This window comes from Microbacterium oleivorans (assembly GCF_001644225.1).
Taxonomy (GTDB): domain Bacteria; phylum Actinomycetota; class Actinomycetes; order Actinomycetales; family Microbacteriaceae; genus Microbacterium; species Microbacterium gawkjiense.
In genome coordinates this window covers 95276-113302 of sequence record NZ_LSTV01000004.1, presented here as the reverse complement: position 1 = coordinate 113302, position 18027 = coordinate 95276, and the positions used below count along the sequence as shown (strand labels likewise).

General features: G+C 70.4%; 14 protein-coding genes. 11 read left to right on the top strand and 3 right to left on the bottom strand.

The window, feature by feature from the left end:
* Positions 1-3: 3 nt before the first annotated feature.
* Positions 4-1053 (top strand): lipoate--protein ligase family protein, encoded by a 1050-nt coding sequence (locus tag AYL44_RS11070; protein WP_064003348.1) that lies wholly within the window; start codon positions 4-6, stop codon positions 1051-1053.
* Complete coding sequence (locus tag AYL44_RS11065) at positions 1050-1997, top strand: DNA-methyltransferase (RefSeq protein ID WP_064003347.1); 948 nt, start codon at positions 1050-1052, stop codon at positions 1995-1997. Before AYL44_RS11070 ends, AYL44_RS11065 begins: the two co-directional genes overlap by 4 nt.
* Positions 1998-2020: 23 nt before the next feature.
* On the opposite strand, the gene AYL44_RS11060 is transcribed toward AYL44_RS11065, so the two are convergent.
* Together AYL44_RS11060 and AYL44_RS11055 are read right to left on the bottom strand one after the other, a co-directional pair.
* The gene (locus AYL44_RS11060) at positions 2021-2542 is read right to left on the bottom strand and encodes a hypothetical protein (RefSeq protein ID WP_064003466.1); all 522 of its coding nucleotides are present in this window, start codon (positions 2540-2542) and stop codon (positions 2021-2023) included.
* 113 nt (positions 2543-2655) lie between these two features.
* Positions 2656-3492 carry an alpha/beta fold hydrolase gene (locus tag AYL44_RS11055; protein WP_064003346.1) on the bottom strand — a complete coding sequence of 279 codons (837 nt, stop codon included), beginning with the start codon at positions 3490-3492 and terminating at the stop codon, positions 2656-2658.
* Between the two features lie 130 nt (positions 3493-3622).
* On the opposite strand from AYL44_RS11055, the gene pxpA reads away from it, so the two are divergent.
* From pxpA to AYL44_RS11025, 6 genes are all read left to right on the top strand, one after another.
* Entirely contained in the window at positions 3623-4378 is a 756-nt protein-coding gene (gene pxpA / locus AYL44_RS11050) for a 5-oxoprolinase subunit PxpA (protein WP_064003345.1), read from the top strand.
* A complete protein-coding gene (locus tag AYL44_RS11045; protein WP_064003344.1) occupies positions 4372-5922 on the top strand; it encodes a 5-oxoprolinase/urea amidolyase family protein in 1551 nt (516 codons plus the stop codon). Before pxpA ends, AYL44_RS11045 begins: the two co-directional genes overlap by 7 nt.
* 27 nt (positions 5923-5949) lie before the next feature.
* Positions 5950-6555, top strand: coding sequence for a hypothetical protein (locus AYL44_RS11040; RefSeq protein WP_064003343.1), 606 nt, complete (start codon positions 5950-5952; stop codon positions 6553-6555).
* Between the two features lie 278 nt (positions 6556-6833).
* Positions 6834-10331, top strand: a complete 3498-nt coding sequence (locus tag AYL44_RS11035; protein WP_064003342.1) for a DNA-directed RNA polymerase subunit beta — start codon at positions 6834-6836, stop codon at positions 10329-10331.
* A 41-nt stretch (positions 10332-10372) separates the two neighbouring features.
* Positions 10373-14248 carry a DNA-directed RNA polymerase subunit beta' gene (gene rpoC / locus AYL44_RS11030; RefSeq protein WP_064003341.1) on the top strand — a complete coding sequence of 1292 codons (3876 nt, stop codon included), beginning with the start codon at positions 10373-10375 and terminating at the stop codon, positions 14246-14248.
* Between the two features lie 99 nt (positions 14249-14347).
* Positions 14348-14941 (top strand): hypothetical protein, encoded by a 594-nt coding sequence (locus tag AYL44_RS11025; RefSeq protein WP_064003340.1) that lies wholly within the window; start codon positions 14348-14350, stop codon positions 14939-14941.
* Positions 14942-14945: 4 nt separating this feature from the next.
* On the opposite strand, the gene AYL44_RS11020 is transcribed toward AYL44_RS11025, so the two are convergent.
* Positions 14946-15554 carry a hypothetical protein gene (locus tag AYL44_RS11020; protein WP_064003339.1) on the bottom strand — a complete coding sequence of 203 codons (609 nt, stop codon included), beginning with the start codon at positions 15552-15554 and terminating at the stop codon, positions 14946-14948.
* A 131-nt stretch (positions 15555-15685) separates the two neighbouring features.
* Here AYL44_RS11020 and AYL44_RS11015 point away from each other — a divergent pair, with 131 nt between their 5' ends.
* The 3 genes from AYL44_RS11015 to AYL44_RS11005 all read left to right on the top strand — a co-directional run bounded on the left by AYL44_RS11015 (position 15686) and on the right by AYL44_RS11005 (position 17992).
* Positions 15686-16783 carry a hypothetical protein gene (locus AYL44_RS11015; protein WP_064003338.1) on the top strand — a complete coding sequence of 366 codons (1098 nt, stop codon included), beginning with the start codon at positions 15686-15688 and terminating at the stop codon, positions 16781-16783.
* A 16-nt stretch (positions 16784-16799) separates the two neighbouring features.
* A complete protein-coding gene (locus AYL44_RS11010) occupies positions 16800-17267 on the top strand; it encodes a DUF6121 family protein (protein ID WP_064003337.1) in 468 nt (155 codons plus the stop codon).
* A 65-nt stretch (positions 17268-17332) separates the two neighbouring features.
* The gene (locus tag AYL44_RS11005) at positions 17333-17992 is read left to right on the top strand and encodes a hypothetical protein (RefSeq protein WP_064003465.1); all 660 of its coding nucleotides are present in this window, start codon (positions 17333-17335) and stop codon (positions 17990-17992) included.
* Positions 17993-18027: the final 35 nt, after the last annotated feature.

Genomic DNA, 18027 nt, shown 5'->3' with positions numbered 1-18027 from the left:
ACCATGCACGGCGAGTACAAGGTCCCTGGCGGCAAGCTGGTCGTGGTCGATCTCGAGGTGGCCGACGGCCGCATCGCGGACTTCCACCTGGCGGGCGACTTCTTCCTCGAGCCCGACGACGCGCTCGCCGACATCGATGCGGCCGTGACGGGCCTCCCGACCGAAGCCGACGTCGCGACCATCGCCGCCGCCGTCCGCGGCGCACTGCCCGAGGGTGCGCAGCTGCTCGGCTTCACCCCGGAGTCGGTCGCCACGGCGGTGCGCCGCGCCCTCATCGTCGCTCCCGGCTGGAACGAGTTCGAGTGGGAGGTCGTCCACGAGAAGGCGGTCTCGCCGGCGATGAACCTCGCCCTCGACGAGGTGCTCACGACGCGCGTCGGCGACGGGCGCCGCACGCCGACCCTGCGCATCTGGGAGTGGAACGAGTCCGCCGTCGTCATCGGGTCGTTCCAGTCGTACCGGAACGAGGTCGATCCCGAGGGAGCCGCCAAGCACGGCTTCCAGGTCGTCCGTCGCATCTCGGGTGGCGGTGCGATGCTCATGGCCGCGAACTCGATCGTCACGTACTCGCTGTACGTGCCGGCATCCCTCGTCGCGGGGATGACCTTCGCGGACTCGTATGCGTTCCTCGACGACTGGGTGCTGCACGCGCTGCGCTCGCTCGGCATCGACGCGACCTACCAGCCACTCAACGACATCGCCTCGTCGAAGGGCAAGATCGGCGGTGCGGCGCAGAAGCGCCTCGCCAACGGGGGAGTGCTGCACCACGCGACCCTCAGCTACGACATGGACGGTCAGGTCCTGACCGAGGTCCTGCGCATCGGTCGCGAGAAGCTCTCGGACAAGGGCACGGCGTCTGCCGCGAAGCGCGTCGACCCGCTGCGCAGCCAGACCGGGCTGCCGCGCGCCGAGATCATCGAGCGCTTCAAGGAGACGTTCACGTCGCTGTACGGCGCGAAGCCGGGCGCGATCTCCGAGGAGGAATACGCCGAGGCCGAGGCGCTCGTCGAGTCGAAGTTCTCGACGGACGCCTGGCTGCGCCGCGTCCCGTGACCGTCGAGATCCATCTCGGCGACAACCTCGAGGTCGCCCGGCGCCTGCCGGACGCCTCCTTCGCGCTCGTCTACCTCGACCCGCCGTTCAACACCGGCCGCACGCAGGAGCGGGCGATCGAGTCCGCGCTCCGTATTCAGTCCCGAGCGGATGCCGCGGCGTCGGCATCCCCGGATCCGCGCGCCCCGGGCGCCGGGCCTGCCCGGTCGGGACTGAACACCGCACACCTCGTGCCCGACCCGGACGCTCCCGTCCCGCCGGCGGGCCCCGTCAAGGGCGGCTTCCGCGGCACGTCCTACGCCCGCACGCGGGGCGCACTGCGGCTGTACGACGACCGCTTCGACGACTACTGGGGCTTCCTCGAGCCGCGGCTGCGCGAGGCGTGGCGGCTGCTGCAGGACGACGGCACCCTGTACCTGCACCTCGATTACCGCGAGGCCCACTACGCGAAGGTCATGCTCGACGCCGTCTTCGGCCGGGACTGCTTCCTCAATGAGCTGATCTGGGCCTACGACTACGGCGCGAAGTCCCGCAAGCGCTGGCCGAGCAAGCACGACACGATCCTCGTGTACGTGAAGGACCCGTCCGCCTACTTCTTCGACTCGGATGCCGTCGACCGAGAGCCCTACATGGCTCCGGGCCTCGTGACCCCCGAGAAGGCGGCGCGCGGCAAGCTGCCGACGGACGTCTGGTGGCACACGATCGTCCCCACGTCGGGGCGCGAGAAGACGGGCTACCCGACGCAGAAGCCCGAGGGGATCCTGCGGCGGATCGTGCAGGCGTCGAGTCGGCCGGGGGATCGCGTGCTCGACCTGTTCGCGGGCTCGGGGACGACGGGCGCCGTCGCCGACGCGCTCGGCCGCGACGCCGTCCTCGTCGACCACAGCCCCGACGCGCTCGCCGTCATGCGTACCCGCATGCCCGGGGCGGTCGTCGTCGGCTGATCCGGTGCCCCGACCCCGGCGCGTCAGCCCTGACGGATGCGGGGCGCCATGGCGCGCAGTCGCGCGATGTCGGCGTCGTCCAACAGTTCGCGCGGCAGGATGATGGCCGGTCCGGTCAGTCCGTTGACCCGCACCCTGACCGAGTGCGGCCCCGTCGAGATGCGCCACAGAGCGGATGCCGCGACCGTCAGGCTCGTGGCCGACGTGGTCACGGTCAGGCCGGACTCGGTGACGGCGACGGTCAGCCGGTCGCCGGCGGGGTAGAGCCCCTCGATGACGCGGGTGAGCTTCTGCGTCCCCAGGTGGCGGATCGCGACGAAGCCGATCGCGATCAATAGGCCCCAGAACGCGGCCATGACCAGCGAGCGGACGTTCCCGTTGAGCGCGAACAGCCCGAAGCCGTAGACCAGCACGATCAGGATGCCGCCGACCCACAGCCCCGTCTGTTTGGTCCGCTGGTGGTCGCGGGCGAGGCGCCACCTCATCCCGTGATCGATGACCATGCTCTTGCCCGTCGACGTCTCCTGCACTGCGGCATCCGTCATCGCGACCCCCTCGCTCGTGCCCTCATCGTGGCACGACCCGTCCGCCGCTTCCACCATCGGATCGAGAAACGGCGTCCGGGACGGAACCCCGTCCCGGACGCCGTGTGCGGAGCTCAGCCCTGCAGGAACGCGAGCAGCGCCTCGTTGACCTCGGCGCCGTGGGTCCACAGCAGGCCGTGCGGCGCGCCGTCGATCTCGACGTAGGTCGCCTCGGGCAGGAGTTCCCGGAAGCGGCGCGCCGTGGCGTCGATCGGGAGGATGTTGTCCGCGGTGCCGTGCAGGATGAGCGCCGGGACGGTCACGGCCGGGATGTCGGCGCGGAAGTCGGTCGCCCACGTGAGCGGGGCGGCGGCGATCGCGGCGTTGCCGGCCTGATTCGCGACGGCGACCGAGGCGTCGAGCGCCTCCTGCGAGATGCGGGTGCCGAGGTAGTCGTCGAGGTTGTAGAAGTCCTTGAAGAAGCCCGTCAAGAAGGCGTACCGGTCCTCGGCGACGGCCGCAGCGGTGCCGTCGAAGAAGGCCTGGTCGCCCGCGCCGTCGGGGTTCTCATCGTTCTTCAGCAGCCACGGCTCGAGCGAGCCGAGGAAGGCGACCTTCGCGATGCGGTCGGCGCCGTAGCGCGACAGGTAGCGCGCGATCTCCCCGGTGCCCATCGAGAAGCCGACGAGCACGGCGTCGGTCAGCTCGAGCTCTTCGATGAGGGCGTGCAGGTCGGCGGCGAAGGTGTCGTAGTCCGAGCCCGACGCGGTCTTCGTCGAGGCGCCGAACCCGCGCCGGTCGTAGGCGATGACGCGGTAACCGGCCTCGAGCAGCGCGGCCTGCTGCTTGCCCCACGACTCCCCGTTGAGGGGGAAGCCGTGGATCAGCACGACGGGCTGTCCCGACCCCTGATCCGTGTAGAAGATGTCGACGTCGACCGAGTTCTCGGTCCCCACGGTGATGTACGCCACAGTGGCGCTCCTTCCCGCCGGAACGGTCGTCCGGCGACATCCCGACGCTACGGCCCCGGTCCGGTCGCGGCCAGGGCTTGACGGGATCCTTCGCCCGCCGTTCACCGTTCCCCGCCGCTAGCGTTGCCTCATGGCGGCGATCGACCTCAACGCGGACCTCGGCGAGACCGTCGACGGCATGCCGACGGCCGACGACGAGGCGATGTTCGCCGTCGTCTCCAGCGCTTCCGTCGCGTGCGGCGGTCACGCGGGCGACGCCGATTCGATGCGGGATGCCGTCCGCCGGGCGGCGGCGCAGGGCGTCGCCGTGGGGGCGCACCCGTCATTCGTCGACCGTGCCGGGTTCGGGCGCGTGCGGCTCGCCGTCCCGCCCGAGGTCCTCCGCGACCAGGTGCGGACGCAGATCGCCGCCCTCGTGTCGGCCGGTGCGGACCTCCGCTACGTCAAGCCGCACGGGGCGCTCTACCACGCGGTCTCCGCCGATCCGCAGACGGCGGAGGCGGTCGCCGACGCCGTCGCCGACGTGGCCGCGGACCTCGGCCGCGCGCTGCCGCTGCTCGGGATGCCGGGGGCGATCGCCGGCGCGGCCGCGAGCCGCGGCATCCCGTTCCTCCTCGAGGCCTTCCTCGACCGCGGGTACCTGCCGAGCGGCGCCCTCGTGCCGCGCACCGACCCGGGCGCCCTGCTGCACGACGCCGAGGTCGTCGCCGCGCGCGCCGTGCGCCTCGCGACGGGCGGCGGTGTCGAGGCCGTGGACGGCTCGGTCCTCGCCGTCGACGTGGCATCCCTCTGCCTCCACGGCGACACCCCGGGTTCGGTCGCGATGGCGCGGGCCGTGCGCGCGGCGCTCGACGCCGCGGGGGTCGGGGTGCGCGCGCCGTGGTGATCCGCCCGTTCGGCGACAGCGCGCTGCTCGTCGAGGTCGACGCGCTCGCCGAGGTGCTCGGGCTCCACGCCGCCCTGGTAGCGAGCCGGCCCCGCGGGGTGCGCGATCTCGTCCCCGCCGCGCGGACGGTGCTCATCCACGTCGACCCGGCCGTCCTCCCGCTCGCGGCCGCGCGCCGGTGGATCGAGGGAGTGGATGCCGCCGGTGCGCCCGCCGCGCCCGGTGAACCGGCGCCTGCGGAGGAGATCGAGATCCCCGTCGTCTACGACGGCCCCGACCTCGACGAGACGGCGACGCTGCTCGGCATCGGCGCCGGGGAGCTCGTCGCGCGCCACCTCGCGGCGCGCTGGACGGTCGCCTTCACGGGGTTCGCCCCCGGATTCGGGTACCTCGTCAGCGCGGACTGGCGCATCGACGTGCCCCGCCGCGCGACCCCCCGCGCACAGGTGCCGCAGGGGTCCGTCGCCCTCGCGGGGGAGTTCACGGGCGCCTACCCGCGCGAGACCCCCGGCGGCTGGCAGCTCATCGGGACGACCGCCGCGCCCCTGTTCGACCCGCTCGCCGACACCCCCGTGCTCCTGCGCCCCGGCACCCGCGTGCGGTTCCGCCGCGTCGCCGCCGCTGCGGTCACCGCGGGCTCCGCCACCGCCGTCCTTCCGGTCGAGCGCCCGGCCGCCGTCGTGCAGGACCCGGGCCCGTTCGCGACGGTGCAGGATGCCGGTCGCCCCGACGCGCTCGCCGACGGCGTCGCACGCTCCGGCGCCGCCGACCGCCCGGCGCTCGCCGCCGCGAACCGGCTCGTCGGCAACGCCCCGGGCGCCGCCGCGATCGAGGTGACCCTGGGCGGCTTCCGCGCGACCGCGACCCGAGATCTCTGGATCGCCGTCACCGGGGCGTGGGGAAGCGTCCACGTCGCCGGACGCGAGGTCGACCCGTACCGCCCGGTGCTCTGGTCCGCCGGCACCGACCTGTCGATCGGCATCTTCCGCGCCGGGGTCCGCGCCCTGCTCGCGATCCGCGGCGGCGTCGCCGGGCATCCCGTCGTCGGATCGATCGCGACCGACACGCTCGCGGGCCTCGGACCCGCACCGCTGCGCGCGGGTGACGGGATCGCGACGGCGGATGCCGCCCCGCATCCCGTCCCACCCGTCGACCTGTGGCCGTGGACGCCGCCGCCGACCGTCATCGACGTCCCCGTCGCCGCCGGTCCCCGCGCCGACTGGTTCACCCCGGCGGCGCGGCGGGCGTTCCTCGAGACGACGTGGGGCGTCGGCGCCCGTGCCGACCGTGTCGGCATCCGTCTCGACGGTCCCCCGCTGGCGCGGACGGCGGATGCCGCCTCCCGGGAGCTCGCGAGCGAGGGGATGCTGCCCGGCGCCGTCCAGGTGCCGCCGGACGGTCTGCCGGTCGTCCTCGGGCCGGACGGACCGGTGACCGGCGGGTACCCCGTGATCGGCGTGGTGACCGCCGCGGGGCGCGCGGCGCTCGCCCAGGCCCGGCCCGGTTCTCACCTTCGGCTCCGCAGCGCAAGCCCTCGGCGGTGATCGCCGCCGACGCGTAGGGTCGGCCGCATGTCGTCCCGTCGCGCCTCCGTCGCCCTCGCGTTCGCCGCCGCCCTGGGGTCGACGGCCGCGGTGGGGTTGACCGGATGCACCGCCGAGTCCGCGCCGCCCGCGGAAACGCAGGAGGTCTCGCCGCAGCAGACGGAGGCCGTCGAGTTCGCCCCCGCCACCGGCACGGAGGTCGCGACCGACGAGTACACGTTCCGCCTCCCCGACGGCTGGGGCTTCCCCGACGGCGCCCCCGACGGATTCGACCCCACGACGTTCGCCGCCGACCTCCAGGACGACGACGACTACCCCGACAACGTCAACATCCTCGTCTCGCCCGGCGGCGAGGTCACCTCCGACCAGGTCGAGCAGAGCGGCATCGACGAACTCGAGGATGCGGGCGCCACCGACGTGCAGACCCTCGACCGAGTGACCGCGGCGGGCTCCGAGTCCGCGCACCTCACGGCGACCGTGTCGACGGGGGAGGTCCCGTACGTGATCGACCAGTACTACCTCGTCGACGCCGGGCAGACCTACATCGTCACCTTCTCCTCGAGCGTCGACGTGCCGCAGGAGGATCGCGACGCGCTCGCGATGTCCGTCCTCGCGACCTGGCAGTGGGTCTGAGCGGCGGAGCCGGGGGTCTGAGCGGCGGAGCCGGGGGTCTGAGCGGCGCGAGTTATACCGCAGCATCCGAAAGTCGTCAACGATCCGACTGGACACGGCGCGTCGTCCGTCCTATAGTGGGTAGTTGCGCTCCCCTCTACTTGCCCTCATATGGTGGTCGGCTTGTGCCTGCGCCCCCGACGGTTCCCGTCGGCGCGCGCCGCAGGTGTCGGATGCGGGAGTACTCCACCTGACGACAAGGAAAACCAGCCCTCCCCGGGCTCACGGAGGTAATTCCCTTGGCTGCTGCGCGCAACGCAACTTCCACCACCACCACCAAGAACGGCCGCGGGGCATCCCGCCTCTCGTTCGCCAAGATCTCCGACACGCTGACGGTCCCCGACCTTCTGGCGTTGCAGACCGAGTCGTTCGACTGGCTCGTCGGCAACGAGGCGTGGAAGGCACGCGTCGCCGAGGCGCAGGCCGCCGGCCGCACCGATGTGCCCGAGATCAGCGGCCTCGAGGAGATCTTCGAGGAGATCTCGCCGATCGAGGACCTCGGCGAGACGATGCAGCTCTCGTTCACCAACCCCTACCTCGAGCCCGAGAAGTACTCCATCGAGGAGTGCAAGGAGCGCGGCAAGACCTACGCCGCCCCGCTCTACGTCGAGGCCGAGTTCATGAACCACCTCACCGGTGAGATCAAGACGCAGACGGTCTTCATGGGCGACTTCCCGCTCCAGACCGCCAAGGGCACCTTCATCATCAACGGCACCGAGCGCGTCGTCGTCTCGCAGCTCGTGCGTTCGCCGGGTGTCTACTTCGACAAGACGCCCGACAAGACCTCCGACAAGGACATCGTCTCGGCGCGCGTCATCCCGAGCCGCGGCGCCTGGCTCGAGTTCGAGATCGACAAGCGCGACCAGGTGGGCGTGCGCATCGACCGCAAGCGCAAGCAGTCCGTCACCGTCTTCCTCAAGGCCCTGGGCCTGTCGAGCGAAGACATCATGCAGGAGTTCGCGGGCTTCAGCTCGATCGAGGAGACCCTCGAGAAGGACACGATCCTCACCAAGGAGGACGCGCTCCGCGACATCTACCGCAAGCTCCGTCCGGGCGAGCAGGTCGCCGCCGAGGCCGCCCGCGCGCTGCTGGACAACTTCTACTTCAACCCGAAGCGCTACGACCTGGCCAAGGTCGGTCGGTACAAGATCAACCAGAAGCTCGGCATCGACAAGCCGCTCAGCGACTCGGTCCTGACCGTCGAGGACATCGTCGCGACGATCAAGTACCTCGTCCGCCTGCACCGCGGTGACGTCAGCTACGACGGTGTCCGCGCCGGCAAGCCCGCCGAGATCCGCCTCGACGTCGACGACATCGACAACTTCGGCAACCGTCGCATCCGCGCCGTCGGCGAGCTCATCCAGAACCAGGTCCGCACCGGTCTGTCCCGCATGGAGCGCGTCGTCCGCGAGCGCATGACCACGCAGGACATCGAGGCGATCACGCCGCAGACCCTGATCAACGTCCGCCCCGTCGTGGCCGCGATCAAGGAGTTCTTCGGGACCTCGCAGCTGTCGCAGTTCATGGACCAGAACAACCCCCTCGCGGGTCTGACCCACAAGCGTCGCCTCTCGGCGCTCGGCCCCGGTGGTCTCTCGCGTGAGCGTGCCGGCGTCGAGGTCCGTGACGTCCACCCCTCCCACTACGGCCGCATGTGCCCGATCGAGACCCCGGAAGGCCCGAACATCGGCCTCATCGGTTCGCTCGCATCGTTCGCGCGCATCAACGCGTTCGGTTTCATCGAGACGCCGTACCGCCGTGTCGTGGGCAACAAGGTCACCGACCAGATCGACTACCTGACCGCCGCCGAAGAAGCGGACTACGTCGTCGCGCAGGCCGGTGTCGAGCTCAACGCCGACGGCACGTTCGTCAACGACCGCATCCTCGCCCGTCGCGGTCAGGGTGGCGAGGTCGACCTGTTCCCGGTCGACGAGATCGGCTACATGGATGTCTCGCCGCGCCAGATGGTGTCGGTCGCGACCTCCCTCATCCCCTTCCTCGAGCACGACGACGCGAACCGCGCCCTCATGGGTGCGAACATGCAGCGTCAGGCCGTCCCGCTGCTGCGCAGCGAGTCGCCGATCGTCGGTACGGGTATGGAGGGCTACGCGGCCATCGACGCCGGTGACGTCCTCACCGCCGAGAAGGCCGGTGTCGTCTCCGAGGTCTCGGCCGACGTCGTCACCGTCCAGCTCGACGAGGGCGGCACGCAGGACTACTTCCTGCGCAAGTTCGACCGCTCCAACCAGGGCACCTCGTACAACCAGCGCGTCGTGGTCTCGGCCGGCGACCGCGTCGAGGTCGGCGAGGTCATCGCCGACGGCCCCGCCACGGAGAACGGCGAGCTCGCCCTCGGCAAGAACCTCCTCGTCGCCTTCATGACGTGGGAGGGTCACAACTTCGAGGACGCCATCATCCTCAGCCAGGAGCTCGTGAAGAACGACACGCTCTCCTCGATCCACATCGAGGAGTACGAGGTCGACGCGCGCGACACCAAGCTCGGCAAGGAGGAGATCACCCGTGACCTCCCCAACGTCAGCCCCGACCTGCTGAAGGACCTCGACGAGCGCGGCATCATCCGCATCGGCGCCGAGGTTCGCCCCGGCGACATCCTCGTCGGCAAGGTCACGCCCAAGGGTGAGACCGAGCTGTCGGCCGAGGAGCGCCTGCTCCGCGCGATCTTCAACGAGAAGAGCCGCGAAGTCCGTGACACCTCGCTGAAGGTGCCCCACGGTGAGCAGGGCACGATCATCGCCGTCAAGGAGTTCAACGCCGAGGACGGCGACGACGAGCTCGGCTCGGGCGTCAACCGCCGCGTCGTGGTCTACATCGCCCAGAAGCGCAAGATCACCGCCGGTGACAAGCTCGCCGGCCGCCACGGCAACAAGGGTGTCATCGCGAAGATCCTGCCCGTCGAGGACATGCCCTTCCTCGCCGACGGCACCCCGGTCGACGTCGTCCTGAACCCCCTCGGCATCCCCGGTCGAATGAACTTCGGTCAGGTCCTCGAGACCCACCTCGGCTGGGTCGCCAAGCAGGGCTGGAAGGTCGACGGTTCGCCCGAGTGGGCCGCGAAGCTGCCCGAGCAGGCCCGCGAGGCCGCGCCCGGCACGAAGGTCGCGACCCCGGTGTTCGACGGTGCGTTCGAGGAGGAGATCGCGGGTCTGCTCGACTCGACGAACCCCACCCGCGACGGCGAGCGTCTCATCGACAGCTCGGGCAAGGCGAAGCTGTTCGACGGTCGCTCCGGCGAGCCGTTCCCGGCTCCGATCTCGGTCGGCTACATGTACATCCTGAAGCTGCACCACCTCGTCGACGACAAGATCCACGCACGCTCGACGGGCCCCTACTCGATGATCACCCAGCAGCCGCTCGGCGGTAAGGCCCAGTTCGGTGGCCAGCGCTTCGGTGAGATGGAGGTCTGGGCGCTCGAGGCCTACGGTGCCGCATACGCACTGCAGGAGCTGCTGACGATCAAGTCCGACGACATCGTGGGACGCGTCAAGGTCTACGAAGCCATCGTCAAGGGCGAGAACATCCAGGAGCCCGGCATCCCGGAGTCGTTCAAGGTCCTCATGAAGGAGATGCAGTCCCTCTGCCTGAACGTCGAGGTCCTCTCGGCCGACGGCACCGAGGTCAACCTGCGCGACAGTGACGACGAGGCCTTCCGCGCAGCGGAGGAGCTCGGCATCAACATCTCCACCCGGTTCGAGTCGACGTCGATCGACGAGATCTGACCCGCACCGGCAACGAACAGAATTCCGACACAGGAGAATCAGTGCTCGAGTCACACACCTTCGATCAGCTTCGTATCGGTCTCGCCACCGCCGACGACATCCGTCGTTGGTCCTTCGGCGAGGTCAAGAAGCCCGAGACCATCAACTACCGCACGCTGAAGCCCGAGAAGGACGGCCTCTTCGGAGAGCAGATCTTCGGACCCTCCCGCGACTGGGAGTGCGCCTGCGGCAAGTACAAGCGCGTCCGCTTCAAGGGCATCGTCTGCGAGCGCTGCGGCGTGGAGGTCACCAAGTCCTCCGTCCGTCGTGAGCGCATGGGCCACATCGAGCTCGCCGCCCCCGTCACCCACATCTGGTACTTCAAGGGCGTCCCCTCGCGCCTGGGCTACCTGCTGGACATGGCGCCGAAGGACCTCGAGAAGGTCATCTACTTCGCCGCCTACATGGTGATCTCGGTCGACGAGGACGCACGCCACCGCGACCTGCCGACCCACGAGGCGAACCTCCGCCTCGAAATCAAGAACATCGCCGACCGTCGCGACGCCCGTGTCGCCGACCGCCTCCAGAAGCTGGAAGACGAGCTCGCCGCCCTCGAGGCGGAGGGCGCCAAGGCCGACCAGAAGAAGAAGGCCAAGGACGCCGCCGAGAAGGAGATGGCCACCATCCGCAAGCGCGGCGACGAGCAGGTCGCCAAGCTCGAGCGGATGTGGGACGAGTTCCGCAATCTCGAGGTCGGTCAGCTCAAGCAGGAAGACGACATCTTCCAGGAGCTGCAGGACCGCTTCGGTCAGTACTTCGAGGCCTACATGGGCGCCGAGTCGATCAAGCGTCGTCTCGAGGCGTTCGACCTGGCCGCCGAGGCGGACTCGCTGCACCTGCAGATCTCCGAGGGCAAGGGCCAGCGCAAGATCCGTGCGATCAAGCGCCTCAAGGTCGTCAACTCGTTCCTGTCGACGGGCATGAGCCCGGCGTCGATGGTCCTGGACGTCGTCCCGGTCATCCCGCCGGAGCTGCGCCCGATGGTCCAGCTCGACGGTGGCCGTTTCGCCACCAGCGACCTGAACGACCTGTACCGTCGCGTGATCAACCGCAACAACCGTCTCCGTCGACTGATCGACCTCGGTGCCCCCGAGATCATCGTCAACAACGAGAAGCGGATGCTGCAGGAGGCCGTCGACGCCCTGTTCGACAACGGCCGCCGCGGTCGTCCCGTCACGGGTACCGGCAACCGCGCCCTGAAGTCCCTCAGCGACATGCTGAAGGGTAAGCAGGGTCGCTTCCGCCAGAACCTGCTCGGCAAGCGCGTCGACTACTCGGGCCGTTCGGTCATCATCGTCGGCCCGCAGCTGAAGCTGCACCAGTGCGGTCTGCCCAAGCAGATGGCCCTGGAGCTCTTCAAGCCGTTCGTGATCAAGCGCCTCATCGACCTCGGTCACTCGCAGAACATCAAGGCCGCCAAGCGCGCCGTCGAGCGCACCCGCCCCGAGGTCTGGGACGTGCTCGAGGAGATCATCCGCGAGCGTCCCGTGCTGCTGAACCGTGCGCCCACGCTGCACCGTCTCGGCATCCAGGCGTTCGAGCCGCAGCTTGTCGAGGGCAAGGCCATCCAGCTCCACCCGCTCGTCTGCGCCGCCTTCAACGCGGACTTCGACGGTGACCAGATGGCCGTGCACCTGCCGCTGTCGGTCGAGGCGCAGGCCGAGGCCCGCGTGCTGATGCTCGCCTCGAACAACATCCTCAAGCCGTCGGACGGCCGCCCGGTGACCCTGCCCTCGCAGGACATGATCATCGGTCTGCACCACCTGACGACCATCAAGGAGGGTGCTGCCGGTGAGGGCCGTGTGTTCGGCTCCGTCGGCGAGGCGATCCTGGCCAAGGACGAGGGCACCCTCGACCTGCAGGCCAAGGTCCGCATCCGCGTCCCGGGTCTGACGTTCCTCGAGGGCGAAGCGCCCGAGGGCTACGAGCGCCACGGTCTGGTGGATGCCTCGCTGGGTCAGGCGATCTTCAACGACACGCTCCCCAAGGGCTACCCGTTCGTCCGCGAGCAGGCCGACAAGGGCAAGCTGTCGCAGATCGTCAACAAGCTGGCCGAGGAGTACCCGAAGACCGAGGTCGCGGCATCCCTCGACCGGATCAAGGACGCCGGCTTCTACTGGGCCACCCGTTCGGGTGTGACCGTCGCCCTCAGCGACGTCCTCACGCCGCCGAACAAGAAGGAGATCGTCGCCGCCTACGAGAAGCAGGCCGCGAAGGTCCAGGGTCAGTTCGAGAAGGGTCTCACCACCGACGCCGAGCGTCGTCAGGAGCTCATCAAGATCTGGACCGAGGCAACCGACGAGGTCCAGAAGGCGATGCGGGACAACTTCCCGTCCGACAACACCATCAACCGCATGGTGAGCTCGGGTGCCCGTGGTAACTGGCTGCAGATCCGCAACATCGCGGGTATGCGAGGCCTGGTGAACAACCCCAAGGGTGAGATCATCCCCCGTCCGATCATCTCCTCGTACCGCGAGGGTCTGTCGGTGGCGGAGTACTTCATTGCGACGCACGGTGCCCGTAAGGGTCTGGCCGACACGGCCCTCCGTACCGCCGACTCGGGGTACCTCACGCGTCGTCTCGTCGACGTCTCGCAGGATGTCATCATCCGCGAGGAGGACTGCGGCACGACCAAGGGTCTCGAGTTCACGATCGCCGCTCCCGGCACCGACGGCACGCTCGTGCGTGACGCCAACGTCGAGAACTCGGTGTTCGCCCGTACCCTCGCCGCCGACGTCATCGACGCGCAGGGCACCGTCCTGGCCGAGGCCGGCGACGACGTGGGCGACGTCCTCATCGACAAGCTGGTCGCCGGTGGCATCGAGAGCATCAAGGTGCGCTCGGTCCTCACCTGTGACTCCGCCGTCGGTGTGTGCGCCAAGTGCTACGGCCGTTCGCTGGCCAGCGGCAAGCTCGTCGACATCGGCGAGGCCGTCGGCATCATCGCGGCCCAGTCGATCGGTGAGCCCGGTACCCAGCTGACGATGCGTACGTTCCACACCGGTGGTTCGGCATCGGCGGACGACATCACCCAGGGTCTGCCCCGTGTCCAGGAGCTGTTCGAGGCGCGTACCCCCAAGGGTGCGTCCCCGATCGCCGAGGCCGACGGTGTCATCAAGATCGATGAGACCGAGAAGGCCAAGAAGGTCATCCTGACCCCGGACAACGGCGACGAGCCGCACGTCTACCCGGTCCTCAAGCGCGCCACCCTCCTCGTCGAGGACGGCCAGCGTGTCGTGGTCGGTCAGCCGCTGCAGGTCGGAACGCTCGACCCCAAGGAGGTCATGCGCGTGCAGGGTGCCCGCGAGGTGCAGAAGTACCTCGTCGGCGGCGTGCAGGGCGTGTACCGCTCGCAGGGTGTGCCGATCCACGACAAGCACATCGAGGTCATCGTGCGCCAGATGCTGCGCAAGGTCACGGTCGTCGACCACGGCGAGACGGACCTGCTGCCCGGTGAGCTGGTGGACTTCAAGCGCTACCAGCAGATGAACCGCGAGGCTGTCGCGGCGGGCAAGCGTCCCGCCTCGGGTCGCCCCGAGCTGATGGGTATCACGAAGGCGTCGCTCGCGACGGAGTCGTGGCTGTCGGCCGCATCGTTCCAGGAGACCACCCGCGTCCTCACGCAGGCGGCCATGGAGGGCAAGAGCGACCCGCTCGTGGGCCTCAAGGAGAACGTCATCATCGGAAAGCTCATCCCCGCCGGCACCGGCCTTGCGAAGTACCGCAACGTCGTGGTCGAGGCGACGGAGGAGGCCAAGAGCGAGCGGTACCCCAACCGCATCTTCGCCTCGGACGGCGCGTACAGCGACGCCGACCTGAGCTACGTCGACTTCGACAGCTTCTCGACCGACGACTTCACCCCCGGCAGCTATAACTGATCGAGGCGTGATCGTCTGACCGAAGGCCCCTGGGATCTCCCAGGGGCCTTCGGCGTCGTCGGCGCGGATCGGCCGGGCCGGGGGGGCTACCCTGGGGGCATGGCAGGGGTGGGAGGACGCAACGCCGGCTTCGCGTGGTTCGTCGGCGTCGTGAGCGCGGCGATCGTCGTGACGCTGCTGGTCCTCGCCGTGCCGATGTTCCCCGCCGCCTCGCGATGGATCTCCGAGGCCGCGGGGGTGCCGCAACCCACGGCATCCGCTGCGGCGACCTCCGCCCCTCTCGGCTGCCGCGACCTCTACAACGAGGCGGCGTGGGCCGGTCTCCGGTGGACCGAGGGTGCCGAGATGGTCGCCTCGACGGACGCGCCGGTGTCGTCGGCCGCCGACCTCGTCGCCGCTCTCGAGCCGCAGGTTCTCGTCACGTGCACCTGGACCTCGGGACGGGGAGAGATCTCCACGACGGTCGCGACCGTGCCGCCGGATGCCGGGGCCATCGCGACGGCTGCGTTGCCGCCGCTCGGGTTCGAGTGCGCCCCCGAGGGTGACCGCGTGCGCTGCTCGCGCACCGAGGGCGACCTGCTCGAGACGATCGAGGCCGGCGGCGGGCAGTGGGTGTCGACGTCGCAGCAGGCGTGGCATCCGACCCAGTACGCGGACGGCGTCGCCGCCGCGGTCTGGTCACGCGCAGGCTGAGCGCTCAGCCCCAGATCGACCGGACGATCGCCGCCGTGTACCCCTGGGGTGCGAGGTTCGAGTACTGCGTGTCGATCGCCACGCCGTCGCGCCAGTACACGGTGCGTCCGACGGGGAGCCCCAGCTCGTCGGTGCCGCTCTTCTCGCACCGCAGTCCCTCGTCCGGCTCGTAGCAGGTGTAGCCCTCGTCGACGCCGAGCAGGTAGAGCGCATCGCGCGCCTCGCGCTCGGGCGAGTAGCCCACGACGGTGACGAGGCTCGTGCGGCTCGCGCCGGGGTCGGCCCACACGCACACGCGGCTGCTGTCGGGTCGGATGCCGCCGCCAATGCCCGGTGCGTTGAGCGGGATGCCCTGCAGGGTGTCCAGGATGCCGGGGGTCAGGATGCTCTCGCAGTCCTTCGGCAGCGGCGTGGTCGAGGTCGACGGGCCGAACGGGAACTCCGCGATGGCGACGGGGGTGACGGTCGGGCTGGGGGTTCCGGATGCCGCATCCGTCGGCGCGGGCGGCACCGCGTCGGGCTCGGGGGCACAGGCCGTCACGGCGCCCGCGAGGGTGAGGGCGGCGAGGGCGCCGACGAGCGCACGGCGGATGCGGGGGCGTCGGCTCGACATGGGGTCCACGATACGTCTCGACCCGGACACGGCGTCGAGACACGTCGGGGCGCCTCCGCGGCGGGTGCGGGCGCCGACGATACGCTCGCTGCAGCGGTGGCGCACGCCTCCGCGTGAGGAGTGACACCGCCATGAGCGACCCCCAGTTCGGCGAGCGGAACGAACCGACGCGCGAGCCTGCCTACGGCGAGCCCGTCGAGGAGCCCACGTCCACCGGCGAGCCCCGCGACGTCGACCACGTCGTCGGCAGCGCCAACGACAGTCTCGCCGAGGCCGAGGCCGCCTCGCGCACCACCGAGGACCGCCCGCGCGGTGACGCGGACTTCTCCGCGACCGACCGCGGTTCGGACCTGTCGATCGACTACGGCAAGTACAGCGAGCCCGACGCGCCCGTGACGGCCTCCGCCGTCGAGAGCGAGCCGCTGTACCGTCCGGCGGCGACGGAGACGGACTCCGAGGCATCCACCGCCCACACCGACGTCGTCGACGCGCCCGCACGCCACGACGACGCCCCGGAGCCCGCCACGACCGCGGCTCCCGCCGCTGCTGCGGCGGCCCCGGCCGTCGCCACGGCGGCCTACTCGCACGCCGACCAGACCCCGACGACGGTGACCTCGAGCGAGCCCGCCGCCACAGGCGCGCCCACAGCGGTCTACTCGCAGCAGCCGATCTTCGTGCAGGCCCCCGAGGCACCGCGCGCACGCGGCAACCGCGGTGCCGCCGGCGCCATCGGTCTCGTCGCCGCGCTGGTGTTCGCGCTCCTCTACCTGGCCGCCACGCTCGGCCTCGCAGCGCTCGACGAGCCGATCGCGCTCGCGGACCTCGGCAGCCGCACCCTCGAGATCCTCACCACCTGGGCGTTCTGGGTGCCGGTGGCGGTGTTCTTCCTGGGCTTCTGGATCCTCGGCGCCTTCATCAACCGCGGTCGTTGGGGTCTGTGGGTGGTCTTCGGCCTGCTCGTGGGCGGCGCAGCCTACGGCGGTCACCTGCTCGGCCAGCTCTTCCAGGCACCGTTCTGGTCGATCGCGCCGTCTCAGGCTGCCCAGCTCGTGGGGGAGCAGCTCCTCGCCCCGCTCGCCGTCATCGCGTTCGTCCTCGGTCGTGAGATCACGGTGTGGTTCGGTGCCTGGGTCGCGCGTCGCGGTCGTCGGGTGACCGAGCTCAACGACGAGGCCCGGCGCGAGTACGAGCGCACTCTCGAGGCCGGCCCGCAGCTCCAGCAGTACTGACAGGCGGCCGCGGCAGGTGTCGCCGTCCGCCGGTGTCGCACCGCCGATCGCCGCGTTCTTCGCGACGATCGGATTCGCGGCGCTCGCGATCTTCGCCTTCGGCTTCACGAGCCTGCTGACCGACACCGACGTCCTCGCCGAGCCGGCGCTCGGCCAGGGCGCCGGGATCACGGCGATGCTGCTCGCGGCCCTCGTCTTCGCGGCCACCGGATACGGAGCGATCCGCCGCGGCCGCTACGTCGGGGCGCTCTGGGTGGCGGCCGCGACGGTGGCCGCCTATCTCGTCGGGATCGCGGCCGGCGGCATCCTGACGGGGGCGGATCCCGCGGTGTCGGTCGGTGCCGTCGGCGATTTCGCGGTGTCGTGGTACCTCCTCGTCCTGGCGGTGACCGCGGCCGTCGCGGCGTGGGCCGGGATCGCGCTCGGGCGCACGCGGGCGAGCAGACCGCAGTGGCCGTGGGAGCGCGCCGACGACGAGGAGTGACGGGCGACGTCATCCGGCACGGCGGAAATGCCCCGATCGGCGCGGATCTCCGCGACAATGGAGCCGTGGAGCGCTCGCTCGAGACGCAGGTGGACCAGGCCGTCGAGGCCTGGCTGCGCTGGTTGCCGCGCTGGGAGCCGGCCACGCACCGCGGCCGGGTCGCTCCCTGCCGGCGGTGCCTCGGGTCTCCCGTCCTCTCGGCGGCGGGTCTCGGGTCCGATGTGCCGCACGGGGTGCAGCACGGTCTGTCGACCCGGATCAAGACGATCGTCGACAACGCCGTCGCGCACTACACGGCACGCAACCTCCCGATGCTGCAGGCCGAGCTCGACCAGCAGGCCGACCGCAACCGGTCCCGCACCTACCGGCCCGCCGAGGGGCTCGAGCCGGAGTTCGACGGCCTGCCGATGGACCCGGATCCCGTCCCCGGCGCCCCCTTCCTGTTCACGATCGCGGGTCTGGCGGATGAAGCGGATGCCGCGGTGCCCGCGCTCCCTCCGCTCACCGAGGACGCGAAGGCGGCGCTCCGCCAGGAGGTCCGCCTCGCCGACGAGTACGCGAGCATGGTGGGGCGCGAGGTCTGCACGATCCTGCTGCGGCATCGCCTCCGGATCCAGACGGCCGTGGCCCAGTACGTCGAGCCGCAGATCGCGGCACTGCTCGACGAGTTGACCCGGTCGCTCGACGCACCGTTCGATTCGGGCGACGGTCTTCCCGGGGTCTGATGCGGCTCCGCTCCCTTCCGCGGGGGCCGGTCCTG